At 55.0% G+C, this 26,510-nt stretch carries 29 protein-coding genes; 24 read left to right on the forward strand and 5 right to left on the reverse strand.

Annotated features, from left to right (window positions below; genetic code table 11):
- The first annotated feature begins 2 nt into the window (after nt 1-2).
- A complete protein-coding gene (locus ELY38_RS18615; protein ID WP_127063649.1) occupies nt 3-2,042 on the forward strand; it encodes a CocE/NonD family hydrolase in 2,040 nt (679 codons plus the stop codon).
- Between the two features lie 176 nt (nt 2,043-2,218).
- Here ELY38_RS18615 and ELY38_RS18620 read toward each other — a convergent pair whose 3' ends face one another.
- The 3 genes from ELY38_RS18620 to ELY38_RS18630 all read right to left on the reverse strand — a co-directional run bounded on the left by ELY38_RS18620 (nt 2,219) and on the right by ELY38_RS18630 (nt 4,100).
- Nucleotides 2,219-2,722: a ferritin-like domain-containing protein gene (locus ELY38_RS18620; protein ID WP_127063650.1), complete on the reverse strand. Its 504-nt coding sequence runs from the start codon at nt 2,720-2,722 to the stop codon at nt 2,219-2,221.
- Nucleotides 2,723-2,762: 40 nt separating this feature from the next.
- Entirely contained in the window at nt 2,763-3,599 is an 837-nt protein-coding gene (locus tag ELY38_RS18625; RefSeq protein ID WP_127063651.1) for a manganese catalase family protein, read from the reverse strand.
- A gap of 285 nt (nt 3,600-3,884) precedes the next feature.
- Complete coding sequence (locus tag ELY38_RS18630) at nt 3,885-4,100, reverse strand: con-10 family general stress protein (RefSeq protein WP_127063652.1); 216 nt, start codon at nt 4,098-4,100, stop codon at nt 3,885-3,887.
- A gap of 1,687 nt (nt 4,101-5,787) precedes the next feature.
- Between ELY38_RS18630 and ELY38_RS18635 the strand changes: the two genes are divergently transcribed.
- Nucleotides 5,788-6,033 carry a hypothetical protein gene (locus ELY38_RS18635; RefSeq protein ID WP_127063653.1) on the forward strand — a complete coding sequence of 82 codons (246 nt, stop codon included), beginning with the start codon at nt 5,788-5,790 and terminating at the stop codon, nt 6,031-6,033.
- Nucleotides 6,034-6,407: 374 nt separating this feature from the next.
- On the opposite strand, the gene ELY38_RS18640 is transcribed toward ELY38_RS18635, so the two are convergent.
- Both ELY38_RS18640 and ELY38_RS18645 read right to left on the reverse strand, forming a co-directional pair.
- Nucleotides 6,408-7,469, reverse strand: a complete 1,062-nt coding sequence (locus ELY38_RS18640; protein ID WP_127063654.1) for a phage portal protein — start codon at nt 7,467-7,469, stop codon at nt 6,408-6,410.
- Nucleotides 7,466-9,256 carry a terminase large subunit domain-containing protein gene (locus ELY38_RS18645; RefSeq protein ID WP_127063655.1) on the reverse strand — a complete coding sequence of 597 codons (1,791 nt, stop codon included), beginning with the start codon at nt 9,254-9,256 and terminating at the stop codon, nt 7,466-7,468. Before ELY38_RS18645 ends, ELY38_RS18640 begins: the two co-directional genes overlap by 4 nt.
- A 145-nt stretch (nt 9,257-9,401) precedes the next feature.
- Here ELY38_RS18645 and ELY38_RS18650 point away from each other — a divergent pair, with 145 nt between their 5' ends.
- The 22 genes from ELY38_RS18650 (at nt 9,402) to ELY38_RS18755 (ending at nt 26,501) form a co-directional block, all read left to right on the forward strand.
- Complete coding sequence (locus tag ELY38_RS18650; protein WP_127063656.1) at nt 9,402-10,211, forward strand: GPO family capsid scaffolding protein; 810 nt, start codon at nt 9,402-9,404, stop codon at nt 10,209-10,211.
- A 55-nt stretch (nt 10,212-10,266) separates the two neighbouring features.
- On the forward strand, nt 10,267-11,274 hold the full coding sequence (locus tag ELY38_RS18655; RefSeq protein WP_127063657.1) for a phage major capsid protein, P2 family: 1,008 nt from the start codon (nt 10,267-10,269) through the stop codon (nt 11,272-11,274).
- Between the two features lie 9 nt (nt 11,275-11,283).
- Nucleotides 11,284-11,964 carry a phage terminase small subunit gene (gene gpM / locus ELY38_RS18660; RefSeq protein ID WP_127063658.1) on the forward strand — a complete coding sequence of 227 codons (681 nt, stop codon included), beginning with the start codon at nt 11,284-11,286 and terminating at the stop codon, nt 11,962-11,964.
- A gap of 101 nt (nt 11,965-12,065) precedes the next feature.
- Entirely contained in the window at nt 12,066-12,527 is a 462-nt protein-coding gene (locus ELY38_RS18665; RefSeq protein ID WP_127063659.1) for a head completion/stabilization protein, read from the forward strand.
- Entirely contained in the window at nt 12,524-12,739 is a 216-nt protein-coding gene (locus ELY38_RS18670) for a tail protein X (RefSeq protein ID WP_127063660.1), read from the forward strand. The genes ELY38_RS18665 and ELY38_RS18670 overlap by 4 nt, the downstream gene beginning before the upstream one ends.
- A 21-nt stretch (nt 12,740-12,760) precedes the next feature.
- On the forward strand, nt 12,761-13,102 hold the full coding sequence (locus tag ELY38_RS18675) for a putative holin (protein ID WP_127063661.1): 342 nt from the start codon (nt 12,761-12,763) through the stop codon (nt 13,100-13,102).
- Complete coding sequence (locus ELY38_RS18680; protein WP_127063662.1) at nt 13,084-13,374, forward strand: phage holin family protein; 291 nt, start codon at nt 13,084-13,086, stop codon at nt 13,372-13,374. Before ELY38_RS18675 ends, ELY38_RS18680 begins: the two co-directional genes overlap by 19 nt.
- 1 nt (nt 13,375) lies before the next feature.
- On the forward strand, nt 13,376-13,942 hold the full coding sequence (locus ELY38_RS18685) for an N-acetylmuramoyl-L-alanine amidase (RefSeq protein ID WP_185859018.1): 567 nt from the start codon (nt 13,376-13,378) through the stop codon (nt 13,940-13,942).
- Nucleotides 13,921-14,283 carry a hypothetical protein gene (locus tag ELY38_RS18690; protein WP_127063664.1) on the forward strand — a complete coding sequence of 121 codons (363 nt, stop codon included), beginning with the start codon at nt 13,921-13,923 and terminating at the stop codon, nt 14,281-14,283. The genes ELY38_RS18685 and ELY38_RS18690 overlap by 22 nt, the downstream gene beginning before the upstream one ends.
- Before the next feature lie 117 nt (nt 14,284-14,400).
- Nucleotides 14,401-14,886 carry a phage tail protein gene (locus tag ELY38_RS18695; RefSeq protein WP_127063665.1) on the forward strand — a complete coding sequence of 162 codons (486 nt, stop codon included), beginning with the start codon at nt 14,401-14,403 and terminating at the stop codon, nt 14,884-14,886.
- Nucleotides 14,883-15,341, forward strand: coding sequence for a phage virion morphogenesis protein (locus tag ELY38_RS18700; protein WP_127063666.1), 459 nt, complete (start codon nt 14,883-14,885; stop codon nt 15,339-15,341). The genes ELY38_RS18695 and ELY38_RS18700 overlap by 4 nt, the downstream gene beginning before the upstream one ends.
- Nucleotides 15,342-15,416: 75 nt before the next feature.
- Nucleotides 15,417-15,986 carry a phage baseplate assembly protein V gene (locus ELY38_RS18705; protein ID WP_127063667.1) on the forward strand — a complete coding sequence of 190 codons (570 nt, stop codon included), beginning with the start codon at nt 15,417-15,419 and terminating at the stop codon, nt 15,984-15,986.
- Complete coding sequence (locus ELY38_RS18710) at nt 15,986-16,324, forward strand: GPW/gp25 family protein (protein WP_127063668.1); 339 nt, start codon at nt 15,986-15,988, stop codon at nt 16,322-16,324. The genes ELY38_RS18705 and ELY38_RS18710 overlap by 1 nt, the downstream gene beginning before the upstream one ends.
- Nucleotides 16,321-17,211, forward strand: a complete 891-nt coding sequence (locus ELY38_RS18715) for a baseplate assembly protein (RefSeq protein WP_127063669.1) — start codon at nt 16,321-16,323, stop codon at nt 17,209-17,211. The genes ELY38_RS18710 and ELY38_RS18715 overlap by 4 nt, the downstream gene beginning before the upstream one ends.
- Nucleotides 17,204-17,737 (forward strand): phage tail protein I, encoded by a 534-nt coding sequence (locus ELY38_RS18720; RefSeq protein WP_127063670.1) that lies wholly within the window; start codon nt 17,204-17,206, stop codon nt 17,735-17,737. The genes ELY38_RS18715 and ELY38_RS18720 overlap by 8 nt, the downstream gene beginning before the upstream one ends.
- A 1-nt stretch (nt 17,738) precedes the next feature.
- On the forward strand, nt 17,739-19,547 hold the full coding sequence (locus ELY38_RS18725; protein WP_127063671.1) for a tail fiber protein: 1,809 nt from the start codon (nt 17,739-17,741) through the stop codon (nt 19,545-19,547).
- A 1-nt stretch (nt 19,548) separates the two neighbouring features.
- Nucleotides 19,549-20,262 (forward strand): DUF4376 domain-containing protein, encoded by a 714-nt coding sequence (locus ELY38_RS18730; RefSeq protein WP_127063672.1) that lies wholly within the window; start codon nt 19,549-19,551, stop codon nt 20,260-20,262.
- A 667-nt stretch (nt 20,263-20,929) separates the two neighbouring features.
- Nucleotides 20,930-22,438 (forward strand): phage tail sheath protein, encoded by a 1,509-nt coding sequence (locus ELY38_RS18735; protein WP_222845170.1) that lies wholly within the window; start codon nt 20,930-20,932, stop codon nt 22,436-22,438.
- A 37-nt stretch (nt 22,439-22,475) separates the two neighbouring features.
- A complete protein-coding gene (locus ELY38_RS18740) occupies nt 22,476-22,985 on the forward strand; it encodes a phage major tail tube protein (protein WP_127063673.1) in 510 nt (169 codons plus the stop codon).
- Nucleotides 22,986-23,050: 65 nt separating this feature from the next.
- Nucleotides 23,051-23,395, forward strand: a complete 345-nt coding sequence (locus tag ELY38_RS18745; protein WP_127063674.1) for a phage tail assembly protein — start codon at nt 23,051-23,053, stop codon at nt 23,393-23,395.
- 26 nt (nt 23,396-23,421) lie between these two features.
- Entirely contained in the window at nt 23,422-23,553 is a 132-nt protein-coding gene (locus tag ELY38_RS18750) for a GpE family phage tail protein (RefSeq protein ID WP_127063675.1), read from the forward strand.
- 20 nt (nt 23,554-23,573) lie between these two features.
- On the forward strand, nt 23,574-26,501 hold the full coding sequence (locus tag ELY38_RS18755) for a phage tail tape measure protein (RefSeq protein ID WP_127063676.1): 2,928 nt from the start codon (nt 23,574-23,576) through the stop codon (nt 26,499-26,501).
- Nucleotides 26,502-26,510: the final 9 nt, after the last annotated feature.

Consider the following 26,510-nt stretch of genomic DNA (forward strand, 5'->3'; position numbering starts at 1 on the left):
AAATGGAAGTTATCAACGACTTTCCTTATAACGTCCGCGAGATAGAAAATGTCTTTATTCCCATGCGCGATGGCAAAAGCCTAGCCGCGCGCATTTGGTTACCAGAAGCTACTCAGGATACTCCACTGCCTGCCATTATGGAGTATATCCCTTATCGCAAGCGCGATATTACGCGAGGCCGTGATGCGGCCAATCACCCTTACTTGGCCGGCCATGGCTATGTATGCGTTCGAGTGGATATGCGCGGCAGCGGCGACTCTGACGGAGTACTCACCGATGAGTATACCCAGCAAGAACAGATAGATGCCGTAGATGCCATTGAGTGGATTGCACGTCAGGCCTGGTGTGATGGTAACGTTGGCATGATGGGTATTTCATGGGGTGGCTTTAATAGCCTGCAAGTTGCTGCTAAACAGCCCCCGGCGCTAAAAGCAATCATCAGCTTATGTTCAAGTGATGATCTTTATGCCGACAACATGCATTATATGGGTGGCTGCCTGCTTGGGGATAACTTATCCGAAGCGACCGTCATGCTCGCCTTCAATGCCTTACCTCCAGATCCACTTATTGTCGGTGACCGCTGGCGGGATATGTGGCATGAGCGCATGGAAGATAGCGGCCTGTGGATTGATAAATGGCTGCGCCACCAGCGTCGCAACGAATACTGGTCTACGAGTTCCATTTGCGAATACTACGAGGCTGTACGCTGCCCGGTGTATGCTATTGGAGGCTGGGCGGATGGCTTTACTAATACCGTTTTCAGATTAATGGAGCATCTGGAGGTTCCACGCAAGGGGCTTATTGGCCCCTGGGGCCATAAGTACCCTCATCAGGGTATTCCAGGGCCTGCCATTGGCTTTCTTCAGGAAGCGCTGCGCTGGTGGGATTACTGGTTGAAAGGTAAAGAAAACGGAATTATGGATGAACCCATGCTACGCGCTTGGGAGCAAGATAGCGTACCTCCGGATAATTCCTACGAAGACAGGCCTGGCCGCTGGATTGCAGAACCCTCGTGGCCATCCAGCAACATCCAGGAACAGTGCTATTTATTATCTCCTTATCGGTTAACGCCTCTGTCCTCGGATAGCGAGCCTGAACACAACACTGCCCCGACTAGCATGGGGCTACAATCTCCCTTAAGCGTAGGCCTGGCAGCCGGTAAATGGTGTTCTTATGCCGCTACGCCAGATTTGCCTGGTGACCAGCGCGAGGAAGACGGTGGCTCACTTATTTTTAGTACCGATGCTTTAGCCGAGCCATTGAATATATTTGGCACGCCCTCATTGGAACTGGAAGTTTCCAGCAATCAGCCACAGGCGATGCTGGCAGTACGTCTTTCTGATGTAGCGCCAGATGGTAAAGCCACCCGAGTGACTTATGGTCTGCTCAACCTTACACACCGTGATAGCGATGCAGAGCCAACGCCACTTGAGCCGCATCGCACTTACCGGGTCAAGGTTGATATGAATGGTATCGCGCAAAAATTTCCGGCGGGGCATCAATTACGGGTTTCTATCTCAACCTCCTACTGGCCACTTGCCTGGTTGCCCCCAAAACCTGCTCAGGTGGATATTTCCTTTAATCACTGCGTACTTAAGCTGCCTGTTCGCACAGCTGACCATCACGAGGATGGCTTAACGCACTTTGAGGCGCCTCAGTCTGCTCCACCTTTAGATATCACTAATCTGGCACCCAGTCAGCATAACTGGCTACTGCATCGAGACTTGGCTACTAAGGAGTCCACCTTAGAAGTCGTTAATGATCAGGGGTGTTTTCGCATTAACGATATAGGCACCGAGATTCACCGGGGTGCCTATGAGTATTACACTACCGTAGATAACGACTTTACCTCGGCACGTGGGGAAACCAAAACGGAAAGCTCGTTTAAACGCGGCGATTGGCATACGGAAGTTTATACGCGTACCGTGCTGAGCTGCACTGAAACCGATTTTATTATCCATGCTCAGTTAGACGCTTATGAAGGGCAGTACCGGGTGTTCTCAAAAAACTGGAAATCGACTATTCCGCGGGATCTTCTGTAGAGCAGTTTCTTTCTATAGAGGCTAACGAGCCATCAAACCCGATAAAGCCGCCCAAGTGGGGCGGCTTTATTATGTAGCAACAAGATTTAACGCATAAGGTAAAACTAGCTAGAAAAAACCTCGGTAACTCACTACCGAGGAAAGGGCTTAACTAGTGACGAGCGTGACGAAGGTTCTTAGCGCTTAGCGCGTAGGTTGTCATCGTCCGCGCGATGTAAAAACTGTGTGGTGGTCGATTCAAGGTGATCAGATAGCCAGGCAGCCATAGCTTCTTCTTCTTTGAGGATCTCTCTGCATACCTGAGCAACGCCAGTCTGGCCCGCACTTTCAGCGGCCTGGATTAACGCCTTATAGTTGGCAATTTCAAAATGCTCAAAGGCATAGCAGGCAATACTTCCTTTCATGACTTCGTCGCCAGCCATCATACCGCCCAGCGCTTGACCAAAAGCGGTTAATTTACCACCTAGATCTTTTAGCGCGGAAGTATCAATATTCACCCCGGCCATGGCTTGTTCAAGACGCTCGGACTGATGGCGAGTTTCATTTAGGTGCTGCTCAATTCGCGCTTGAAGCTCTGGATAATCTTCCAAGCGCTCTGCTTGGGATTTCAGCATTTTCTCAGCTTGCTGCTCCATAGCATGTGCATCGCGCAACCAGTTTTCTAGATACTTGGTTTCCATCGTGCTTTCTCCTTTAATACACTGAGTAATTCATAGTTGCTTATTTAGACGGATCAATCTGCTCTTTCTGCGCGCCTGATTTCTCCTTTGCCATACCGAGCGTCGGCTCCTGACCTTCAGGTGCTGGCTGGTTGCGAACCGAGAACTGGCTCCGACCATCAAATGATGGGCCTTCACCCCAGCGGCCTTTGGGTGCTTCTTTATCCAGCAAGGTGTTGAGGTAGTAATACGAGTGCTGCGTTGCTTCATGATCTTCAGGCGTGGAGTTGGGCACGGGAAGATGCGCGCCAAGGCCCCCTAGCTCTTCAATGACTGCCAGCCACTGCTGCTGGTGGTAGGTATCGCGTGCAATCAGGAAAGAAAGAAAATCTTTCATGCCATGATCATCAGTCCAGTTATAAAGACGCGATGCCAGTACCCGGCCGCTCGCCTCAGCGGTCACGTTCGCCAGCATATCTGCTGCCACATTTCCTGTGGCATAGATATGGCTCATATCAAACGGCACGCCGTTAGCATTTACCGGCATGGCCGAAAGCCCTGAAGACAATAGATGACGCGGGTTCGCACCGCCAAGAATGGCATTCATGACGGGATCTTTTGCCGTAGCCTCTTGGTAAGAGACGGGAGCACCTTCCAGGTTAAGGGCAACCGCATGACCAAGCATTTCAACATGTGCAAGTTCTTCTGTAGCCGTCGACATCAGCAGATCGCGAATGCGGTCATCACCACGCGTCCCCATTGCCTGGAAGAAATATTGCATTGCTACCCGGATTTCCCCTTCTACACCACCAATCGCTTGTTGGAGCAGCATGGCAAATTCAGGATTAGGCTTATCAACTTTGACTGGGTATTGCAGCTTTGCTGAGTGGTGAAACATAATGACCTCTCCGACATTAACTGCCAGAAAGAGAACTTCCTGGCAGCAAAATTAAACGTTACGCAGTATCGATCTTATTACTCAACTGCCCTTTTCCATAAAGGCTTCCTTGCCACTCAATAAAAATATTAGCTCCTTACTTGAGCTTAATTAAGCAATTCAATCTTCTGCATAACAACCCCTGAAAAACAGTGATAATATAGATACGCTATCACTATGTTTTTTTATAAAGGGGCTACTTTGGGTGCTTGTGTAAAACCTAATCGTCAACCTATTCGGCTATCGTCAGGAATTACGACCCCCGTGACTATTCTCTCCACCTTTCTTACCGGCTTCGGAAGCGCGCTCAGGGTCATTTGCGAAGTTACCACCACTCTTCTGGCCGCCTTGATGACCGATATCTTCGTAAAATTCTTTATCATGAGTTTTAGAGGTAGCTTCGCCACCTTTCTTGCCTGCTTCTTCGCGACTCATTCCATTGTCGTTGCGATTGCCAGCCATGATTAATCTCCTTTCCTGTATTCGGTAAAACCAAATCATTCCATGGAACTCGATTAACTCATCGAGTAATTTGAGCGTAGCTAACCCATAAGACGTTTCAAGTGATATAGCTAATAAGTAATATTTTTAATATTTGTCGTTAAGCACTACTGCTTATTATCAAAGTTCTCATCAACTTAAATAAATAAGAATTGTATGATACTGATAATATTATAATAAAATTTTAATATATGTATTCTATTCTCTTATTAACTAAGCCATGCAAGAAAATCGCCCTCAACGAGCCGTAACTAAGTTTTCCCTCCCAATAACCGATATAGCACCTGCGGGCGCAGCGCTGAAGAGATCATGCATAACGCAGTCTGAAAGAGAAGGATGCCCCGTTTCTAGTCCTCAAAATTTAGCGATATGGCATCGAAGCTTTGACGCAGTGGTTGACTTGTCAGCACGTTCGGCGGCGAGCCTGCCTTGATCATGCGGCTGGCTTCATAATGCCTATAGAGGGCACATTGCATGGTTTGGCTAGACCGTACACGGCAATTTCTATTCAATGTGGGTTGCCTTACAGCCATAAATTGAGGAGCTAGTAATGTGTGGGGTGAAGGAAATGAGCTTAGAAAGGAATGATATAAACTTCCGTACAATTTTTTCCCACACATCACTTGTGCACATATTATACATGGTCTAGTATGAAGTTGTCGGCGGCAGGAAGCCTCCACGAAAAGGAATTTCCACTCAGGATGAGTGACTATACGCCAGGAAGGCATGAGTACATCAAACGCCCCTTAATCGGGGCGTTGTTGTTTCTATTCTCTGCATTATTTTTCTTATATCCCGTCCTTGCTCGCCACATGCTGGTCATTTTAAGAGCCAGTTCATCGTGATCGGATCGTGATACCTCACTTGGCCTCTTAGTTATATTAAATTTAAGAAGACTTAACATGGCACGGCATAGGCATTTGAAATTTATGAAATTATTACTTTCATGTAAGAAAATGCTTACAAAAACTGTCGTTGATTGACTACATTTTTTTCTATCAAAGTAGCTACACTTCTAACTGCTACGAATCGCAGTAGCCCATTTGAGTCGCGCTAGCCCATGGAAGGGCCGAGGGAAGCAGCATGCGAAAGGACCAAGGAAGCGCGACAGGCCAGGGAGGGCCATCATCTACCTACCCAAGCTAACCAATACCAACCACCTATCAGTTCATTTTATTGGGCTATCCCTTATAGCGTTGTATCAATAGCCAGATATACGCTTAGCGCCTGCCGATAGCGATCTTCTTACAATTCCACCTCATTGATTATTGCTCTGTTCTAGCATTACTTTCTTGCGCGTATAAAAATAGCGCTAATCATCAAGGGGATACTCAATTGTGCATATGGTGCCAAGAAAAGGTCGACAGATTAATTCGTAGGGGCACTTTTCAAACGCACACGAAAAAGCCGCCCTTTCGGACGGCTTAATCTAATTCTCTAACGTGTTGCTTTTAACCATCTTTTTGATGGTGCCGACACCAGGAGTCGAACCCGGGACCTACTGATTACAAGATATAGCCATTTTGCATATAAATTAATTAGTTATGCCAAAAATATCTATGTAAATCACAGCTTTCGAGGTTATATAATTCAATAGCTTAGCTCAATGTGCTATGAAGTTTATTTGGCTAAAGAAGAGCCTTTTTCAATGAAGCGCTTCAACTACAAAATCCATTATACCCAGAGCAATGAGCGCTACATTCAGTTCGATGCCCGGTTACAAAATCAAGGTGCACAGATCGGCTTAACGCCATTCGAAACTGAAGAGCTATGGCTTACCTATGCCGAAATGCCCACCGCGCTTGCGGGCCTAGTCGATGAGCGAATTTGGGAAGCCCACCGTAAACCCATACTTGAAATGCTCGCCGCGCATTACCTCACGCCGTCTGATTAACCAGTGCAAAAACTGCATAATTGCGCATGAAAACGCATAAAAAAACACCCCCTTATAACAGCCCTTCCGCCCAGTAGCTACGCGGCCTGAGCCCATGCCGGAACACTGCATAAAAACCACTACATTTAGCGCGCGGGCGGGGCGGGGTGACGATAGCGCGGCGAGGGTCGCGGCGGTTGGTGGGTAGGTAGGCCGTACAGCTCGCACAGGGCGCGTTCTAATGTTGCGAGTGGTCGGGACAGGGGCAGAATAGCAGTGCTTAAAATGAATAATAGAGCTAATAAAAGAGCTAATGCGTATCATTTAAAAATTGGCTTCATGTGTGTGCGCACAAAAAAGCCGCCCAGGTGGGCGGCATCATTTAGTGGGTCAATTTAGTCAGCGTCGGGATCTACTAGCCGGTAAGGGTCGAACTTCACCACCTCTTCGCCCACATGCTCGTTTATCTCGCGCATCGTCGCTTGAAGCGGTTCAAGCTCGTTGGCCACGAATACTCGAGCCGCCTTCTCGATGTCACCGAACCCGCCGGTATTCTGGGGGATGATGCCCATCAGCTGAGGCGGGATTCGATGCCCGGCCAATTGATCATCCCGAGTAATGTTTTTGATGGATAAGAACTCATCTTTGGCCGCCACCTCGCTAACCGGGATGATCTGTACGCCGTCTTTTTTCCCCCTCGGTGAGTAAAGGAACAGGTTTCGGAAATTGCCCGGCCCCTTGCTGTCTTTCAGCGCTTTGCGCATATCGTCTATATCTTTCTGATCGTGCGCTGCATCGTTAACGTACATGATAAAACCGGCATGGCTACCGTTCAGATAGTACCGGCGGCGAAACAGCGTAGCGCTTTCATTCAGCCAAGCGCTTTGAAGGCTGCCGATATAATCCGGCACCCCGTAAATGCTTTGATCAATATCAGGTTCAAGTAGGTGAATGGTTCGCCCTTCTGGTAGCTCGGTGCGCTCCATGTAGTTGGGTATCCACCAGTACCGATCATCATCGCCCCGCCTCATATACTTAGCCGCGCGATGTTTCAACGCCAGCCGCCGCCCTAGCCGCCCTTTCACTTCCTCAAGGTACCCATTGCCGAACACCAGATAATCTAACGCCAGCGCGCTGAAATCCCGACGGCTTAACAGCTGGTTAGGCACAAACGTTTTCAGCAAAATGTTCCGCTTAACTTGCATTGCGCTGCCGTGGTGCGGCGTCGCCCGGTAGCTCTTAGCCAAGACGCTCAACGGGATCGGCGGCTCGTACCATTCATCAGGCGTAAGCCAAACCCCCTCATACCAAACGTCACGCATTGAAGTAACCGGCTCGGGGTCGCCAAACGTGAATGCCTCCATTCGCCCACTACCGGTGGCCACCGCTGGGGCGGCCGTCTCAGTCTGATATGCAGGCACGCGAATTCGCGGCTTGGCCGCAGCGGTCGTCGTCATTCGTAAATCTCCATTAAGGATTGCCCAACACCTTCATTTGCGGGGCCGTCGATAGGTTCGAACTGCAGCGCGTGCATCGTCGCCCACGCCAAATCGGCGTGACCGGTCGCCTGGTTGCGCCCGCTCTTATAAGTGAATTGCTGACCGCTTTTCGTCAGCTCTTTTTTGATCGACATAAACGACGCGGCGAGATCCGACCAACCCGCGTCAAATTCCAGCCGTTCTTTGCGGATGATCTGCTGAGCCTGCAGCACCATTTGAGTTTTAAGCGCGACGTCATAGCGGTACCGGATAACTGTTGGGAACCACTTTTCGACATACTCAGCCACCGCTCCACCAATGCCGGTGGTATCAATGCCGATATGCCCAATGTTGTATTTGTCGCGAAAGGATTTGATGAACTCGGCTTGCTTTTCGTAGTCCTGCCCCTTGAGCCGGTGTCTTTCCAGCACGCGGTGCTTTTCCTCGCTGCTTCGCGCGGGTAGAACTACAACAAGCCCAGCGCCGTCGCCATCCTCGCCTTGCCCGGTCGGGTCGTAACCAATCCAGACTTCACGATCACCCACCGGTCGCGGTGCGAATGGTCGGTAGTCGTCCCAAACCTCCCAGCTATCCACCATGCAGGCCTTCATCACGGCCAGCGGGAAAGCGCTCTGACTATCATCAACAAACCCACACATCAGTAGGTTGTCGAATTCCTCTGGCGAGTATTCAAGGCGCAGCTGTTCAAGGTCGAACAGATCGCAGCCGCCTTCCATGGCATCCAATACGGTAACGATCTGACGCCAGTGACCATCGGAGCATAGCTTCCCGGCTTTCAGCGCTTCATGGCTAACATCAAACTCGGCGCGTTCTGATTTCTTTCGGCGCTTGTTGAAAAGATCACCATTCCAGAACGGGTAACCCTCGTGGCCAACACTTGACGGCGTAGAAAAATACGTCTGCCGCCACTTCTTATGCATCGCCATGCCGCTGGTGACTTTGCGGAACTCGGCAAACCGGTGAATCCAGAAGTACTCATCAAGATAAACGTCACCGTGGTAGCCCTGCGCCGTCTTGCTATTGGTACCCAAGAAGTGCAGTTCGGCGCCGTTATCTAAAACAATCGGATCGCCTTTAAGCTCCACATCGCAAGTCTCTTTAACGAACTGAACGATGTAGTTGCGGAAGATATGCGCCTGGGCACGGCTGGCAGACAGGAAGATTTTGTTACGCCCATGCTTGAACGCATCGACGATGGCCTCTCGGGCGAAATACCACGTTGCCCCTATCTGGCGACTTTTGAGGATGTTACGAATGCGGTGCTTCTGCCCCGCCTCATTCCAGACTGCTTGATACTCAAACAGCGAATCTAAGAACGCCGCTTCCAGCGCCTCGATCTGCTCATCATCCAGCGCGTTACGCTTTGGCTTGCGTTTCGGCCCCGCGTTACGCGCCTCGATATTCGGGTTTAAATCCGCTTCGCTGCCCGTTTCGTGATACTTACGAACCCTGGCCAGCCGCTCAATTTGTCGACCGAGCAGGTCAATCTCTTTAAAGTGTTTTCCTTCCTTTTCGGGCAGCGCAATTAGCTGCACCATCCGCGCTTCAAGCGAGTGCTCGACGCGCTCGGTCGGCGTCGCATCCTCCCACCGGTCACGGGCTTTCCAGCTGTGCACGGTGGCTGGCTTCTCACCAATATGTTCTGCAATACGCGCAACTCGCCACCCCTGCCAATACAGGTGGCGGGCAGTCATGCGCGGTGATTCGGTCGCGCTGGGGATCAAGTCGGGGGCTGTCGTCGTCATGTCGCAAGCGTACCCGTCGCGCGCGATGCCCACGCCTGCCCTGCTTTGTCTTGGATAATCCGCACAACGCGCAACCGTTGAGCCAAAACGCATACACGCGGAACCTGAGCGCTATCGAACAGCCAACCCGCTCAGGATGCCCAACATGCCCAAGTTCTTCCGCGTCGCCACAGAAGGCGCAACCACAGACGGCCGCGAGATCCAACGTGAATGGATTGAGCAGATGGCCACTAATTACGACCCGAAAAAATACGGCGCCCGCGTCTGGATGGAGCACATCCGTGGCCTAACGGCAGACAGCATCTTCAATGCTCTGGGCGATGTGCTTTCAGTTGAAGCCCGCGAAGTGGAAGACGGCAAGCTCGCCCTGTTCGCCGAAATCGACCCCACCGACGAACTCAAGGCGATGAACAAAAAGCGCCAAAAAGTTTACAGCTCCATTGAAGTAAACCCCAAGTTCAGCGACACCGGCGAAGCCTACCTCGAAGGTCTGGCAGTAACGGACTCTCCCGCCTCGCTGGGTACCGAAATGATCAAGTTCAGCCGCGATTCCGGCGCAGCTTCCCCGCTGGCCAGCCGCAAACAGCATGCCGATAACGTATTCAGTGCTGCCGTGGAAGTTGAATTGAATTTCGATGAAGAGGAAACGCCCAAGCCCAGCATCGGCGAGTTCGTTAAAAGCCTGTTCAGCCGTCAGGACGCCAAAACTAACAAAGGCTTTGAAGCCTTCGGCGCTGACATCAAAGGCGCGTTTGAAGAGTTCGCAAAGCGTCACGACGCTATGAATGCCGAGCTTGAAACCCGACCCACCGCCGATCAGTTCAGCCAGCTGAAAGCCGATCACGACGACCTGCAAAAACGCTTCGATGAGCTGTACACCAAGCTCGACCAAACGCCTGACACCTCATACCGCGCCCCGGCCACCGGTGGCGGTGAACAGCTAACCGACTGCTAACCCTGGCCAGCCAATAGCCAGCAGCCAGAGCCACTAAATTCAAGGGAAAACACCAATGCGCAACGACACACGAATCAAGTTCAATCAGTACCGGGATCGGTTAGCACAGCTAAGCGGCGTAAACAGCGCGAGCGAGCAATTCAACGTCGAGCCCAGCGTTCAGCAAACGCTTGAATCGACCATGCAGGAGTCCAGCGACTTCCTTAGCCGCATCAACATGATCGGTGTTGACGAAATCAAAGGGCAAAAGGTAGGGGTCGGCGTCTCTGGCCCAATCGCTGGTCGCACCAACGTAGAAGTAAAAGAGCGCGAAACCCGCAATCTCACAGCGCTGACCGAAAACACCTACGAATGCTTTAGCACTGAATTTGACACCCATATTCCATGGGCATCGCTCGACGCCTGGGCGCGCTTCCCTGACTTTCAAGCCCGCGTGCGTAACGCCATCCTTCGCCGCCAAGCGCTCGACCGCATTATGGTCGGCTTTAACGGTACCAACGTCGCTACCGAAACCGACCGCACCACTAACCCCATGCTGCAAGACGTCAACAAAGGCTGGCTGCAAAAGTACCGCGAAGATGCCAACGCCCGCGTACTCACCGGCGGCGCCGTCGCCGGAAAAGTCACCGTAGGTGCCGATGGCGACTACACAAACCTCGATGCGCTGGTATTCGACGCGGTCAACGAAATGATCGACCCCTGGTACCGCGAAGACACCGACCTCGTCGCCATCATGGGCCGCAAAATGTTGGCGGATAAATACTTCCCGCTAATCCAACAGAATGCCGAAACGCCCACCGAAGCTCGTGCTTTGGATCTGATCATCAGCCAAAAGCGCGTCGGTGGCCTCCAGGCAGTGCGTGCCCCGTTCGTACCTGACGGCTCCATTCTCATCACCTCGCTGACCAACCTGTCGCTGTACTGGCAGTTGGGCAGCCGCCGTCGCTACGTACTGGACAACCCCAAGCGTAAGCGTATCGAAAACTACGAAAGCTCTAACGACGCCTATGTCGTTGAGGATTACGGCTTCGGCTGTCTCGTAGAAAACATCGAAATGGCCTAAGGGGAAGTCATGAAAAGCCCAGCCCGCAAGCATTTTGAACAAGTGACCGCCGCGAAAGCGGCGGGCGCTGCCACCCCAGGCGAGCAGCAGCAAGGCGAGCAATACGAGCTACACGCGCACGCTCTCTACGAAGCGCGCCGAACCCTAAAAACCATCAAATCGACGCAAGCCAAAATCGAGAAGAAGCGCGAATTGCTGCCCGACTTCATGCCCTACATCACCGGCGTGTTAGCAGAAGGCAACGGAGCCAAAGACGACGTGCTCATGACCTTGATGATCTGGTGCATTGATATCGGTGATTTTGAGAAAGCCTTAGAAATTGGAGCCTACGCCATGAAGCACGGTATCGACACACCCGACCAGTTCGACCGTGACACCGTAAGCATCCTCGCGGAAGAGATCGCCGAAGGCGTCAAAACGCAGCTCGAAAAAGAAGGTGCCGATGCCGACGCGCTCGCCAACGTCATGGCCCGCTGCGTGGCCATCGTCGGTGATGCCGATATGCACGACCAGATCAAAGCAAAAGTGCATAAAAGCTACGGCTACGCACTCCGAGCCGCCGAAGATGCCGAAGGCGCACTGGCACAGCTCAAGCGCGCGTTAGAGCTGAATGAAAAAATTGGCGTAAAGCAGGATATCCAGCGGCTAGAAAGCGCTATCAAAAAACAGGGCGAACAGGCCACCGCCTGATTGCTAAAACCGAGTCGCACCCGACGGCAAGGGGGCACCGCTAAGCAAGGCTTTTTAGCCAGCGCGAAGTGGTCCACCCCCTTCTTTAACACGGTGGCCCCATGATCGCCCACGGCACCAGTCCAGCAATCACCCCGCTAGAGCCCATAGCCAATAATGGCTTTTGGCCTGAGATCAACCCCAACGAATTCCGCGAAGAAGAGCGCGTGCACAACGTCACGCCACCGCGCATTCGTCAATCACTCCGCGCTGCCGTAGCTGATATCAACCGCCAATTGGCCAGCTACCAGTATGAACAGCAGGAAAGCGGGCGCACCACGATAGACGAAGTACCCATCGAGCCCTGGCAATCACCCGGCGACCTGCAATTGCTCTACCTGCGCGCCGTTTACGCCCAAGCCCAAGCGGATCTGTTAGAGCGCTACCGCGATGCCTCAGCCACAGGCAAAGGAGACGAACGCGGCGAAGCCAAAGACCTCGCCGCCGACGACTACCGCGCCGATGCACGCTGGGCAATTGCAGAACTCACCGGCCGCAATCACACCACGGTCGAGCTGATATGAACCGCATCGTCCGCGCCCATCAGGGCGAAACGTTAGACGCCTTGCTCTACCGCGTGTACGGCAAAACCGCCGCGATAACAGAGCAAACGCTGCAGCTAAACCCACACCTGGCTGAACAAGGCCCGGTGCTCAAAGAAGGAACTCCGGTCACGCTCCCGCCGCCGCCGGAAACCCGCGAAACCAAGAAGCCAAAAATTCAGCTTTGGAGCTGAGAAAAAAGATAAGGGGATCACATGGCAGAACCGTCAACCATGGCAGCCGCCGGAACCGCAAGCATCGCCGCCATGGTGATCGGCCTGCTACCCGGCATCGACGCAAACGCAGTAGTCGGCGCGTTTTGCGGTGCCACGCTGTTCGTAATGAGCGCTAAAGAACTCGGCCTGATCGAGCGGCTTGTATACCTGTTTATATCATTCTGCATCGGCTACCTCGGCGGCCCGGCAACGCTCGGCGGCATGCTGGAACACACCGCCGTCGCGGCGTTTATCGCCGCCGCCGTATCCGTCACCGCAGGGCTACGAGCAATCGAAGGAGTAAAAACGCTCGACCTCAAGAAATGGCTAGGGGGGCGCTAATGAGCATTACCTACCTGATCACCATCACCGCCGCGCTCGTCGTCATAGCTCGGCTACTAACGTTCCGCCGCCGTGCGGGCCGTTACCGCCCAGGCGTCGCTCTATTGGCATGGATGATTATCGTTGCCACCACCTGCGTCGCTATCTTCGGCCCACCGCCCAGCTTCGCGGGGCGCTGGATCGTCAACGCCGCCATGGTCGCGCTGGCCATCGGCCTAGTCCGCACTGGCGGCAACGTCGCCCACCTTATCCGCCCGCTACGGAGGCTATAGAGTGAACGCACCCATCAAATACGCAGCACTTCAAACACAGACCCTCTTTATCTCAGCGGGCCATAGCGACAAAGACCCTGGCGCCGTCGGTAATGGTTATACCGAGGCACAGATTGTGCTCGAATTCCGCGACAAGCTCGCCGACTACCTGCGCGATAAAGTGTTTTTTGGCAAAGATGGTCAGCGTGGGGAAAACCTGCCGCTGACGGTCGCCGCCAACGAAGCGGCCGCACATGACGTAGCCGTCGAGTTTCACTGCAATGCGTTTTCAAGCCCTACCGCCACGGGCGTTGAGACACTCAGCGCAGGTCACCACTACCCGCTAGGCAATGCGCTTTGTGCCGCCATTTCAAGCACGCTCGGGATTGCCAACCGCGGCGCGAAAGGCGAGGCCTCGGGGCAGCACAGTCGTTTAGCATTCATCAATCGAGGTAACGGCATCATCGTCGAGCTGTTCTTCATCACCAACCCGAGTGACCTGGCCAGCTACTTCGAAAATATCGACGCTTGTGTAAAAGCAGTAGGCGATGAGCTGGTGAGCGCGGTATGCGTAGGGCTGGCGGCATGAACCGCCTCACCCTACTAGCCAGCGCCGCCGCGCTGGCCGCCACCTTCGCCGCAGGCTGGCAAATATCCAGCTGGCAGAACGACAGCCACGCCTTAACAGCAGAGCGCGCAGCCCAGCAAGCCATCGACGCCGGGCTCGCACGTGAATCTGAGATCGCCGCGAACGTCGAAACGCGCCTCGCCGAGCTGAGTGCAAACGAGCGGATCATCGATAGGGGAATCATCCGTGAAATCCAGAAACCGATTTATCAGCGCGTGTGCCTTGAGCCTGACGTTATCCGCCTGCTCAACCACGCCGCCACCGGCACAGAACCAACAGAACCTAATGCAGCGCTGCCCTAGCGTACTGCCACTGCTCAGCACCGGCACCGGCGAAGATGTAGCGCTCACCATGAGCGCGTGGGCCACCGAATATCACCGCTGCGCAACCCGTCATAACGGATTAGTGGAAAGCCTCGAATGATCAAACTCCAATCCTTACGCGCCCACCTGCTCGCATCGGTCGAAGAGCTGCGCCGCAATCCCGAGCAGCTCCACACCTTCGTTAACGATGGAAAAATTAAGTTCGCGCGCGGCACCAATCTCAGTCACGAGTACCGCGTCGACGCCCAGATCCTCATCACCGACTATAGCGGCTCGCTCGACACCGTCATGGTTCCGCTGCTGCAATGGCTCAATACCTACCAGCCCGATTTAGTTGAAGATGAAGCCGTCCAGATCGAGGCCGAAATCCTCAACAACACCCACTGGGATCTCGCGCTAACCGTGCGTCTCACCGAGCGCGTCGTCGCCCTGGTCAATTGCGAAACCGGCAGCATTGATTCAGAGCACCGCATGCCCGCCTACTCCGCCGACGCATGCCCCGCAACGCATTGGCAGCTCAACATCAAACACCCCGGCGACACGGACTACACTACCGCCGCCGAGTGGGATAGCCCCGCATGAGCGTCGACCCGCAGCAGCTTGATGAATGGTTAACGCCACTAATTGAAAAGCTCAGCCCCAGAGAACGCCGCGTTCTCGCTCGCGAGGTCGCCCGGGATCTGCGCATTGCAAACCGCGAGCGCATCAAGGCCCAAACCAACCCCGACGGCACCCCATTTGAGCCACGCACTCAACTACGCGGGCGACGCGGTGCCATCCGCCGCAAGGCCATGTTCACCAAGCTACGCACGGCCAAACACCTCAAGATCAAGACCACCGCCGACGAGGCGGCCGTCCAGTTTGCCGGGCGCGTCGCCAAAATCGCCCGCGTTCACCACTACGGCCTGCGCGACCGCGTAGAACCCGGCGGCCCGATGCATAAATACGCTCGCCGCGAACTGGTAGGCATCACCGCCGTCGACAAAAACCGCATTGCCAACAGCGTGCTAAACCACCTCACCCCGCCCGGTTCGTAACCGTCGCTTGTCTTGAACGGCTGGCACAACGCTAGCCGCTACCCTCTCGCGCGTAACCGCCGCAGCATTGGCGGCATGAATAACGTCGCCGAATTACTCCGCCTGATTGAAAACCTACTCCGCTTTGGCGTAATCGCCGAGGTGGACCACGGCGAACTCGATAAACGCCTGCCCGCCGTGCGCGTGCGCTCTGGGCAATTGCTCACAGGCTGGCTGCCCTGGGCGAATGGCCGCGCAGGCACTACCCGCGATTGGAACCCGCCCACGGTGGGCGAGCAGGTAATGATCTTGTCACCCGGCGGGGATCTGGCTAACGGCGTCGCCATGCCCAGCCTGTTCCAGCTCAGCGCACAGCCACCCAGTAACGAGCCCGGCAAAAACAGCCGCGAATACCCCGACGGCGCGCTGATTGAATACGACCACGCGCGCAGCGTGCTGCGCATCAACCTGCCTGGCTCTATCGAGATACACGCCCCCGGCGGCACCCAATGGATGGGCAGCATCGCACACCAGGGCGATATGCAGCGCGAAGGCAGCTACCAGCAAAACGGCGGCGAGCTGAGCCACAACGGTAAAAACGTTGGCAGCGATCACACCCACGGCGGTGTGCAATCCGGCGGCAGCAATACAGGGGAGCCCACGTAATGACAGGCATCAACGCGCAAACCGGCAAAAAGCTCGACGGCATCGAGCACATCCGCCAAAGCATCGCGGACATCATCACCACGCCCATCGGTAGCCGCGTCATGCGCCGCGACTACGGCAGCTTAGTCCCCGAACTGCTTGATATGCCCATGACCGATGCCCTGCTTATGCAGATTTACGCCGCCACCGTGATCGCCGTTAGCAAGTGGGAACCTCGCGTTCGCATTACCGGTACCCGCCGCATCGTCAGCACCACCGCGCCCGGTGCCGCCGTCATGGAGTTAATCGGCGAAACCACCGACGGCCAACCCATCACCGCCGGAGTGCCCATCGCATGAGCGTTGCCATTGATCTATCGCAGCTACCCGTACCGCGTATCGTTGAAGCTATCGACTACGAAACCATATTGGCCGAGCTGCTGGACGACCTCGCCTACCGATTCCCAGAGCTGAACGTCCCGGCAGAATCCGACCCCTCCTATAAGATTCTGGAAGTCGCCGCTTACCGGGAAATGCTGGTTCGCCAGCGCGTCAACGAAGCCGCCCGCGCTGTCATGCTCGCTTACGCCGAAGATGAAGACCTCGATAACCTCGGCGCACTGTTCAACGTCAAGCGTCTGCAAACCTACGCAGGCGACCCCGACGCCATCCCGCCGGTCCCGCCCGAGTACGAAACCAACGCAGACTTCCGCCGACGTATTCTGCTATCACTCGAAGGGCTATCAACCGCCGGGCCAGAAGGCGCTTATATTTTCCATGCCCTATCAGCCAGCGGCAGCGTATTAGACGCCAGTGCCACCAGCCCAACCCCCGGCGATGTGGTCGTTACTGTTCTAGCGCGCGAAGGCGACGGCACCGCCCCACCCGAACTGCTTGAAGCGGTCGACCAAGCTGTCAGTGCTGAGCATGTACGACCACTAACGGATCACGTTATCGTTCAAGGCGCCGACATCGTTAGCTATGAAATAGACGCCACGCTCTTTTTCTACCCAGGACCAGACAGCCAGGTCGTACTCGCCGAAGCCCGATATGAGGCTCAAAAGTATGCCGACCGCCAACACCGGTTAGGCATGGATATCACCCTCTCCGGCGTCTACGCCGCCTTGCACCGCGCCGGTGTCCAGCGCGTCGAACTCGCCAGTCCAACGCAAACCATCATGGTGGATCGTCAGCAAGCCGCGCACTGCACCTCCATTACGTTGAAAGATGGGGGTGTCGATGAATAACCATCTGCTACCGCCCAATGCCACCAAGTTGGAACGCGGCCTATCCGAAGTAGCCGCCCGCGTATCGAAAGTGCCCACACCCTTACGCACACTCTGGAACCCGGACACCTGCCCCACTGAGCTGCTGCCCTGGCTCGCATGGTCGCTCGGCGTCGCCGCCTGGAAGCCCTACTGGTCGGAGCGCATTAAACGCGAACGCATACGCCAAGCCGTCGAGATCCACCGCCGCCGGGGAACCGTGCAATCAGTACGCAGCGTCGTTGAATCCTTCGGCGCCGGGGTGGCCATCCGCGAATGGTGGCAAACCGAACCCAAAGGGATACCGCATACCTTCGAGCTAGTGCTTACCGTGCGTGGCGACAACAACGCCGCAGAACTCCAAGACGACATCATTCAAGAGGTGCACCGCGTAAAGCCGGTGCGCTCTCACTTCACGCTGATAGCAGGCATTGCCGCCACCGGTGGCATCGGAACCTACGCCGCTGCTCGCCCAATCATCTATCGACGCTTACAGATCGAGGAATAAAATGGCGCTCAAGATTACCGTTACCAACGCTGGGCGTGCCGAACTTATTAATGCCGACAATACCGGCACCGGCCCGGTCGAAATTACCCATATTGCCTTCACTGAAACAGTGTTCACGCCCAGCAAGGCGATGACCGCGCTACCCGATGAGATTAAGCGCGTGTCTAGCATTGCGGGCGAAGTAGTCGCCGAAGACACAATCAGCGTAACAGCGAAGGACGAAGGCCCCGATACATACACCGTGCGAGGCTTCGGCTTAATAACCGAGTTTGGCACCCTCTTTGCGGTCTACGGCCAGGAAGAGCCGATCATTGAAAAGTCAGCGGCTGCCACGCTGCTACTGACAAACGACATAATCTTCGCCGATCTGCCCACCGCCTCACTAACCTTCGGCGATATTTCGTTTAGCAACCCACCGGCCAGCCTAACCACGCCCGGCGTCGTCACCCTCAGCAATGCCACCGACAGCACCGCGCAAAACCAAGCGGCAACGCCCCGCGCCGTGAAAGCGGCAAACGACAACGCCAACACGCGGCTAGGCAAAAACCAGAACCTTGCCGACCTCACCAGCCCCGCTACCGCCCGCGTCAATCTAGGGCTTGGCACCTCAGCAACGCTGGGCAATACCGCCCTGCGCACCTCGGCAAGTACCACGCTGTTACTCCAAGCGGCAGCGATGAACGATCACCGCCAAAGCGGCGACCACGACGACCGGTACCCGCAGCGCGGCAACAACCTAAGCGACCTGCCCAGCCCAAGCCAAGCCCGTAGTAATCTGGGCCTGGGCGCATCGGCAACCATGGGTACCACCGCACAGCGCACTTCTACCGCTACTAATATCTTGCTGCAAGCCAAGGCGATGAATGACCACCGCCAGTCCGGCGACCACGACGAACGCTATGCAGCAAAAGAACACGGCCACGCAGAGGGGGATTTAGACCTTAACCAACTATTGTGGGGGCGAGGTAGTCACAAGCTATTCAATAACGACGGCTCGGGTAATGCAGGGATTGCCTTTGGTGCAGACGGTAATATTGCGACGGAACCCGGACGACCTTGGCGTATCGTGGCACAGAATGATTCCGGTACAGGTAATTTCACAGTAGAACGTGCCGATAAGGCAGTGGTTAAAGGTGAAACTATTCGTTGGGTGGTTGTCTTTGAGCTGGATTTTAGCGGTCACGCCATTTTTAAAGGGAAGATTAACGGTGATGGGGCGGGCTTAACAGGCACCGCTTCTTTACGTGCAACAGGCACTACTAAGGCAGACGTAGGTTTAAGCAACGTCCCTAACTTATCTGCTACTGACGCAGCTACCGCTAACACCTTAATGACTCGTAACGCATCAGGGGATACATGGGCAAGATTATTCCGTAGCAGCTTCGCAAGCACAAACGCGAATATTGCTGGTATTTACACTACCCAGACTATTGGCGGCGATTACATGCGCCCTTCTACACCCGCCCAGGTTCGGGATGCCATGGGGGCTTACCACCAGGGGAATCTGGCCAGTGCTTTCCCCCGTTCTCTAGCCGTCAACGGCTACTGCAAATTACCCGGCGGCTGGATACAGCAATCAGGGCAAGTGATTATTAATACAGGTGCCAACGTTGCTAACGGTGGTACAGCAAATTTCGCGACAACATTCCCGAATGGCATATCAGGTGTAGCGCTCGCAATCCTGTCGGATACGCCTGCTGATACAGATATTAGCTACAAACCAATCAATAACGGGTCGATGAGCATATTTGTTCACTCAGTCGTGACGACGCCAAACGTTATTGTTAAGTACATCGTTACGGGATGGTGAAATGAAAAACTACTATAGCGAAGCAACAGGAACGTTCTACAGCAGCGAGCTATTCGGTGCCAAAACGATGCACATTGTCGATCCAGCGTTTAAGTGGCCGATGATCGAAGTGCCCGACCCTGACCACCAGGGCGAAGGCGAAGCCCCGATGATCAAGGTGCGCGACGAATCCATCAAACCGCCAATGATCGAAGTGCCCAACCCTGACTGCAACTTGCCTGCGGACGCTGTCGAAATCAGTGACGACTATCATCAAGAGCTGCTCAATGGGCAAGGTATCAAGCGTATAACGGCAGATGAAAACGGCTACCCAGTTCTTACTGACCCGCCGCCCATCCCCCTCGCCGACCTCGCCGCTCAAAAGCGCGCCGAGCTGGACAACGCCCGCGATACTGCCTTCGCCGAAGGCCTCGAATACGAAATCAACGGCGAACCCGACACCGTCCAGACGCGCCCCCAAGATCAAATCAACCTGCTCGGCCTGCAGGCCCAGGCACAACGCCTGATCGTCGCCGGTCAGCCAGACGCCACACTAACGTTCCGAGGCCTGCAAAACGTCAATCGTGAACTCACAGCGTCAGAGATCGACAAGCTAACGCTGGCAGCGCTCAGCCACATCGAGGAGATCTATCAAAAAAGCTGGGATCTAAAGGACCAACTCGACGCGGCATTTGAAGCCGAAGAGCGCGAAGTGATAGAAGCCATCAGCTGGTAAGCCAGCAACAAACAAAAGCCCGCCAATCGGCGGGCTTTCTTGTTTAGTTGTTTTGCAGATAACGTATAAACCTACCCAATGTCAGAAGGCGGTTTTTTTATTTCCGAGGGTAGAGTTGGGCACTAACTGTAAATAACCTGTGGATGAAAAAATACCACATATGCTTGAATTGATTTTCTCATGGGGTATATATAGTCTTTGCCTAACGAGGAAAGCTTTCTTCGGACGTGAAAAAGCCCCGGGTACCAGCCGAGGCAATTTCGAACTTTAGACCCCAAGGCTAGCCTCGGACCCTAAACGCTTAAGTCCAAGATATCAAAAATGATGCTTTATTCAAGCGTTGTTTACATATTGTGGCTAGTCTCCCAACAATCGCATAGGCGATAGGGGGAGAAATGAAGAACTTAGAACTAGCCTTAGCTTTTTTTGAAGTTTTATTAAAAGCTATGGAATTAGTCATTTTGCACTGGCCGTATTGGCCAATCTTCGGATAGCCGAAGCAAGCCCGCCACCCGGCGGGCTTTTTTGTGCTCCATCATTTCTATTCTGTCCCTCACCTCTCGCACAACGCCCGCCGCTACCCTCCCGCGCGTAAGCCCCTCAGCATTGGTGCTTTGATTCATTACTCATTGCACCACGCTTGAACCTGCGCAGGAGACAAGCCCCCATGCCCGACTATCATCACGGCGCCCGCGTTACCGAAATTAACGAAGGCACTCGCCCAATTCGTACTATTAGTACCGCCGTTATTGGCCTAGCGGCTACCGCCCCTAACGCAAGCCCAGGCGTTGCCGCCCGCGCGGTGATTAATGGCCTTGCAACTGCTGGCAACCTCACCTACACCGCCGCCCAGGTCGGTATCACAGGAAACAATATTCGCGTTACCCACCTGCACCCCGGCGAGCCCTCCACCGCCATCAATATCAGCGTTTTGGAAAAGCACATCACGGTAACGCTAGCCACCGACGCCGACGGCGAACTGCTCAGCACCGCCGACGAAGTCGCCAGCGCGATTGATGCCGATAATGCTGCCTCTGCTCTGGTAAACGTCACTGTTGCAGGCGACGGCCAAGGCATCGCCTCCACTGCCCAAGGCGTCCGGCTAGCGGGCGGTGTCGATGAGCCCTTCCCGCTCAACGAACCGGTATTGATCACCAATATTTATACCGCCATTGGCCAAGCAGGCGCAGGCGGCACGCTGCGCAATGCCCTGCGTGCCATCGTCGAAGAAACCAAAGCAGTGGTTGTGCTGGTCCGTGTTGCAGAAGGCAGCGACGCTGAGGCTACTACGGCTAACGTTATCGGCGGCGTGGATCAAGCCACCGGCAAGAAAACCGGCATTCAGGCGTTTACTGCCGCTGAAACCAAGTTCGGCGTCAAACCAAGGATTTTCGGCGCACCAGATCTCGACACCCAGGCCGTTACCGCTGCCCTGGCAGGCATCGCACAGCAGCTACGCGGGTTTGTGTATGCGTTCGCCCACGGTTGCGAAACCAAAGAACAGGCCCGCATGTACCGCGAAAACTTTGGTCAACGTGAAGTGATGATTATCTGGCCGAACTGGCAAGCGTTTGACGTAGACGCCGAAGAAACCCGCCCACTGCCCGCCGTTGCCAAAGCCCTTGGCCACCGCGCCCGGCTGGATAACGAAGTGGGCTGGCATAAAACCCTGTCCAACGTCCCGGTAAACGGCGTGACCGGTATTACCAAAGACGTCTCATGGGATCTGCAAGATCCAAACACCGACGCGGGCTACCTCAACGAAGCTGATGTAACAACGCTCATCCGCAAAGAAGGCTTCCGTTTCTGGGGCTCGCGCACGTGTTCTGCAGATCCGCTCTTCGCGTTCGAATCCTATACACGCACCGCCCAAGTGCTGGCCGACACAATCGCGGAAGCGCACCTCTGGGCCATCGATAAGCCCATGCACCCCAGCTTAGCGCGCGACATCATCGAAGGCGTCAACGCCAAGTTCCGTGAGCTAAAACGGGGCGGCTATATCCTGGGCGGTTCCGCTTGGTTCGATGCCGAGATCAACACTCCCGAAGTACTTAAAAGCGGCAAGCTCTACATCGACTACGACTACACGCCTGTACCGCCGCTCGAAAATCTCATGTTCCAACAGCGCATTACCGACCAATACCTCGTTGATTTTGCCGACCGCGTCGCCGCCTAACGGCCGCCACCTGGCGCACTAATAGGAGAAAGCCACAATGGCACTACCTCACATCCTCAAGGACTTTAACCTCTTCGGCGACGGCAATAACTGGCAGGGCATGATTCCAGAATTGACGCTGCCGGAACTTGCGCGGCGAATGGTCGAGTACGAAGGCGGCGGTATGGATGGCCCCATCGAAGTCGACCATGGTAACGAACTGCAAACGTTCGAATGGACGCCCGGTGGAATGATTGCCGAAGTATTTCGAAGCTACGGAAGCCCAATCCACGACGCCACCATGCTGCGCTTTGAAGGTTCTTACGAATCCGATGAAACCGGCGGCATTATTCCCGTCACGATCGTCATGCGCGGCCGCCACAAAACGATTGGTATGGGCGATGCCAGCAAAGGCGATAACAACCAGATGAGCATTACCACGACGCTCACTTACTTCAAGCTCACTGTTGACGGCGAAGAAGTAATGGAACGCGACGTGCCCGGTTACATATTTACCGTTTACGGCGTGGACCGCCTCGCCGAACGCCGCCGCGCCCTCGGCCTGTAACCACCATCCGATTACTCACCACGGCCACCCCGGTGGCCACACCCAACACATAGGAAAGCAAAGCCATGACTGACAAGACTGAAAACCAGATCGCCGCCGAAGAAGCCAAAGCCACCGCCCCAGGCGTACCGACAGAAGTCGTCGAGCTGGAAACACCGCTACAGCGTGGCAAAACGCTGGTGGAAGAAATCACCGTGCGCAAACCCATGTCAGGCGGCATGCGTGGCGTCTCCTTGGTCGACATCATGAACCTGGACGTTGCCGCCCTTACGAAAGTTATGCCCCGCATTACCACGCCCGCGCTCACCGAAGCCGAACTTAAAACCATGGATATCGTGGATCTTGTCCAGCTCGGCACGGCGCTGAACGGTTTTTTAACACCAAAAAAGTACAAGGACATCGAGGCGTAAGCCTGCCCGAGTTCGTCGAAGACGCCATGGCGGATCTCGCCATGGTGTTCCACTGGGAACCCAGCGCGATGGACGGAATGGAGCTGGAAGAATTAATGCAGTGGCGCGAACGCGCCCGAAAGCGTCACGAAGGCAGCAAGCCCAAGGGCGGCAAGTAGCGCAGTAAATAGGAAAACCGATGGCACGTAATCTACGACTGCAAGTGATGCTCAACGCCGTGGACCGTGTCACCGGTCCGCTAAAACGCATGCGCCAAGGCGCTGGCCAAACCGGCCAAGCCATGCGCGAAACCCGCGACCAGCTCCAAGCCCTGCAGCGTCAACAAAGCGACGTCACCAGCTACCGCAAGGCTAACGCCGCGTTACGCACCACTACGCGCGCAATGCGCGACGCCCGCGAACGCAACCGCCAGTACACCCAGGCACTGGAACGCCAGCGCGAAACCCACGCAGGTATTAAATCAAGCCTCACGGTTGCCCGCCGTGAATACGACCGTTTTGCGACCGAGCTACTAAATACTAAGCGTCCCAGCGACCAGCTAAACGCATCGTTGGAGCGCGCACGAATACGCCTGCACAGCCAGCAAACCGAGTTCGACCGCTCCGCCCGTGCAATGCGCGAATACACAAACCGAACCCGCACCGCCGCCGAGCAAGTAAAGCGGCTCACCCAGAACCACGCGACCCAAACCGAGCGCATCCGTGGGCTAAAAACCCGCCTCGATGAAGCGGGCATTAGCACCGATAACCTCGGTAGAAGCGCCCGCGAGCTGCGAACAAAAGAGGAGCGACTAAACACTGCCCTACAGCAACAAAAACGCCACCTCTCCGAAGTAGCCGCCCAGCAGCGGCGCTTAACCGAAGCCCGCGACCGCTACCAAAATGGCATGGCCCGCGTTTCCCGCGCCCAAGGCGTGGGCGCGGGCATGCTCGGTACCGGCATGGTGCAAGGCTATGCCGCTAGCCGTCTGCTAACGCCAGGCGTCGCCTGGGCGGAACAGATGAGTACCTTACAAGCCGTTGGCGGTTTCAGTGCCGACGATGAGCGCTATCAAGGGCTACGCCAGCAATCGCGGGATCTTGGTGCCTCAACGGCGTTTAGTGCCAATGAAGTAGGTGCTGGGCAAGAGTTCCTTATGCGCGCGGGTTTGAGCAGCGATGCCATCAAAGCATCAATGAACGACGTGCTAGCCCTTGCCTTGGCAAACAACACAGAACTGGCTCGCGCTGCCGATATAGCCTCAAACATCGGTAGTAGCTTCAAAGTCGACCTGGAAGGGGAAGGTGAATTTGCCCGTGTGGCGGATATTCTCTCTGGTACAGCGCGCCGTACTAACGTCAACCTTGAAATGCTAGGGGAAACATTCAAGTACCTGGGCAACTTGGAGGGCCTTGATATCAGCCTGGAACAAGCCGCCGCCATGACCGGTTTAATGGGCAATATCGGCATTCAAGGCAGCCAAGCGGGTACCGCTGTTCGTGCATTAGGAAACCGCTTAACCAAGCCCACCGCTGCAGCAGCAGGGCTAATGGAGCAATACGGTATAGAGGTTGCCAATGCCGAGGGTGGCATGCGCGATATAGAAAAGATCCTAAATGACGCTTTCCAGGCAACGAAAGACCTAGGGAATGTGCAGCGCGCGGCCATTTTCCAAGAGATCTTTGGTGTCGAGGCAGGTGCTGGCATTTCTGAAATTATTAATCAGCAAGGCGCGGGTGGCCTAACCGAGTTACTGGAAGAGCTAAGAAACAACGCCGGTGAAAATGCTGAGATGGCCCGTGTTATGAGCGATAACATTGGCGGAGATTTAAAAGAACTGCAAAGCGCCTGGGCTGAAATTGGCATTGCCATTACTGATACTAACGAAGGACCCTTGCGCGAATTAGTGCAGCGTATAACGTCGATTACTGTTGCTGTCGGCGACTGGATAAAGGCCAACCCCGAACTAGCCGGGACTATCGCCAAGGTGGCAGCGGGCATGATCGCCCTAGCTACTGTTGGCGGTGCCGTCACTATGACTTTCGCCGGTATACTCGGGCCGCTATTGTTCACCCGTTTTGCAATAACCGCGTTAGGCATAAAGGCAACGTGGCTGGCCACACCACTAAAAGCCGCTGGGGGCGCGCTGCTTGCCGTGGGTAAGGCCATTACGGTTGGCCTATTGGGCGCGTTAAAAGCGACCGCTATATTCCTGGCCACTAATCCCATCGGCTGGGCAATCCTCGCCATCGCCGCCACGGCATTGGTCATCTACAAATACTGGGAACCCATCAAGGCGTTTTTCAGCGGCCTATGGCAGCAAGTGAAAGATGCGTTCAGCGAAGGGATCGGCGGCGTTGCCCGCTTGCTGCTCAATTGGTCGCCCTATGGGCTGATCTATAACGCCATCATCAGCACCGTGGAGAGGTTAGGTATTTCCGTACCGGAAAAATTTAGCGACTTCGGCAGCATGATAGTCGACGGCATCATCGATGGCATCACCGGTAAGATCGGCGAGCTGCGCAACTACGTAACCGGTTTAGCCAGCGACATAGCAGGCTGGATGGGCGATACCGTGAGTGGTGCGGTCGATGTCGGAAAAGATATTTCCAGAGGTCTGGGCGATGGCATTGAAAGTGCAACAGGGTGGGCAAGAGGGGCCATAAACCGGCTAACAGGTGGGGCGGAAGATGAAGCACGCGAACGCCTGGACACCCACTCCCCCAGCCGCGTGTTTCGTAGCATCGGTGTCGACGTGGCCAAAGGTTTGGCCAACGGTATCGAGGGCGATTCCGATGGCCCGCTGAAGCAAGTGCGCATCCTTGCCAACAACCTGCGCAACGCAGCGGGCGGGCTCATTCTTGGCGCGGGGCTCTCCACCAGTGCCGTCGCTGACATCGACACCACCGGCGTGCAGATCGACGCCCGCCCACCGCTTCAAAGCCATGCTGGCTCACAGCCAATCAGCGTCACTATCAACTTGGGCGGGCTAACGGTTAACGCCGCACCGGCGATGGATGAGCAAACCTTGGCACGGCTGGTGGGCGAAGAAATAGACCGCCGTATGCGCTTGGCCGAGCAGCGTCTCGCCGCTGCTGCGCGCCGAAACCTTTACGATAACGATTAGGAGCCACTC

It is taken from the genome of Vreelandella nanhaiensis, from assembly GCF_003990185.1.
GTDB lineage: Bacteria > Pseudomonadota > Gammaproteobacteria > Pseudomonadales > Halomonadaceae > Vreelandella > Vreelandella nanhaiensis.

Coding starts and splice junctions, on each gene's coding strand:
- ELY38_RS18615 (WP_127063649.1), top strand. CDS start 3: ATGGAAGTTATCAACGACTTTCCTTATAACGTCCGCGAGATAGAAAAT.
- ELY38_RS18620 (WP_127063650.1), bottom strand. CDS start 2,722: ATGGAAACCAAGTATCTAGAAAACTGGTTGCGCGATGCACATGCTATG.
- ELY38_RS18625 (WP_127063651.1), bottom strand. CDS start 3,599: ATGTTTCACCACTCAGCAAAGCTGCAATACCCAGTCAAAGTTGATAAG.
- ELY38_RS18630 (WP_127063652.1), bottom strand. CDS start 4,100: ATGGCTGGCAATCGCAACGACAATGGAATGAGTCGCGAAGAAGCAGGC.
- ELY38_RS18635 (WP_127063653.1), top strand. CDS start 5,788: ATGAAGCGCTTCAACTACAAAATCCATTATACCCAGAGCAATGAGCGC.
- ELY38_RS18640 (WP_127063654.1), bottom strand. CDS start 7,469: ATGACGACGACCGCTGCGGCCAAGCCGCGAATTCGCGTGCCTGCATAT.
- ELY38_RS18645 (WP_127063655.1), bottom strand. CDS start 9,256: ATGACGACGACAGCCCCCGACTTGATCCCCAGCGCGACCGAATCACCG.
- ELY38_RS18650 (WP_127063656.1), top strand. CDS start 9,402: ATGCCCAAGTTCTTCCGCGTCGCCACAGAAGGCGCAACCACAGACGGC.
- ELY38_RS18655 (WP_127063657.1), top strand. CDS start 10,267: ATGCGCAACGACACACGAATCAAGTTCAATCAGTACCGGGATCGGTTA.
- gpM (WP_127063658.1), top strand. CDS start 11,284: ATGAAAAGCCCAGCCCGCAAGCATTTTGAACAAGTGACCGCCGCGAAA.
- ELY38_RS18665 (WP_127063659.1), top strand. CDS start 12,066: ATGATCGCCCACGGCACCAGTCCAGCAATCACCCCGCTAGAGCCCATA.
- ELY38_RS18670 (WP_127063660.1), top strand. CDS start 12,524: ATGAACCGCATCGTCCGCGCCCATCAGGGCGAAACGTTAGACGCCTTG.
- ELY38_RS18675 (WP_127063661.1), top strand. CDS start 12,761: ATGGCAGAACCGTCAACCATGGCAGCCGCCGGAACCGCAAGCATCGCC.
- ELY38_RS18680 (WP_127063662.1), top strand. CDS start 13,084: ATGGCTAGGGGGGCGCTAATGAGCATTACCTACCTGATCACCATCACC.
- ELY38_RS18690 (WP_127063664.1), top strand. CDS start 13,921: ATGCGTAGGGCTGGCGGCATGAACCGCCTCACCCTACTAGCCAGCGCC.
- ELY38_RS18695 (WP_127063665.1), top strand. CDS start 14,401: ATGATCAAACTCCAATCCTTACGCGCCCACCTGCTCGCATCGGTCGAA.
- ELY38_RS18700 (WP_127063666.1), top strand. CDS start 14,883: ATGAGCGTCGACCCGCAGCAGCTTGATGAATGGTTAACGCCACTAATT.
- ELY38_RS18705 (WP_127063667.1), top strand. CDS start 15,417: ATGAATAACGTCGCCGAATTACTCCGCCTGATTGAAAACCTACTCCGC.
- ELY38_RS18710 (WP_127063668.1), top strand. CDS start 15,986: ATGACAGGCATCAACGCGCAAACCGGCAAAAAGCTCGACGGCATCGAG.
- ELY38_RS18715 (WP_127063669.1), top strand. CDS start 16,321: ATGAGCGTTGCCATTGATCTATCGCAGCTACCCGTACCGCGTATCGTT.
- ELY38_RS18720 (WP_127063670.1), top strand. CDS start 17,204: ATGAATAACCATCTGCTACCGCCCAATGCCACCAAGTTGGAACGCGGC.
- ELY38_RS18725 (WP_127063671.1), top strand. CDS start 17,739: ATGGCGCTCAAGATTACCGTTACCAACGCTGGGCGTGCCGAACTTATT.
- ELY38_RS18730 (WP_127063672.1), top strand. CDS start 19,549: ATGAAAAACTACTATAGCGAAGCAACAGGAACGTTCTACAGCAGCGAG.
- ELY38_RS18735 (WP_222845170.1), top strand. CDS start 20,930: ATGCCCGACTATCATCACGGCGCCCGCGTTACCGAAATTAACGAAGGC.
- ELY38_RS18740 (WP_127063673.1), top strand. CDS start 22,476: ATGGCACTACCTCACATCCTCAAGGACTTTAACCTCTTCGGCGACGGC.
- ELY38_RS18745 (WP_127063674.1), top strand. CDS start 23,051: ATGACTGACAAGACTGAAAACCAGATCGCCGCCGAAGAAGCCAAAGCC.
- ELY38_RS18750 (WP_127063675.1), top strand. CDS start 23,422: ATGGCGGATCTCGCCATGGTGTTCCACTGGGAACCCAGCGCGATGGAC.
- ELY38_RS18755 (WP_127063676.1), top strand. CDS start 23,574: ATGGCACGTAATCTACGACTGCAAGTGATGCTCAACGCCGTGGACCGT.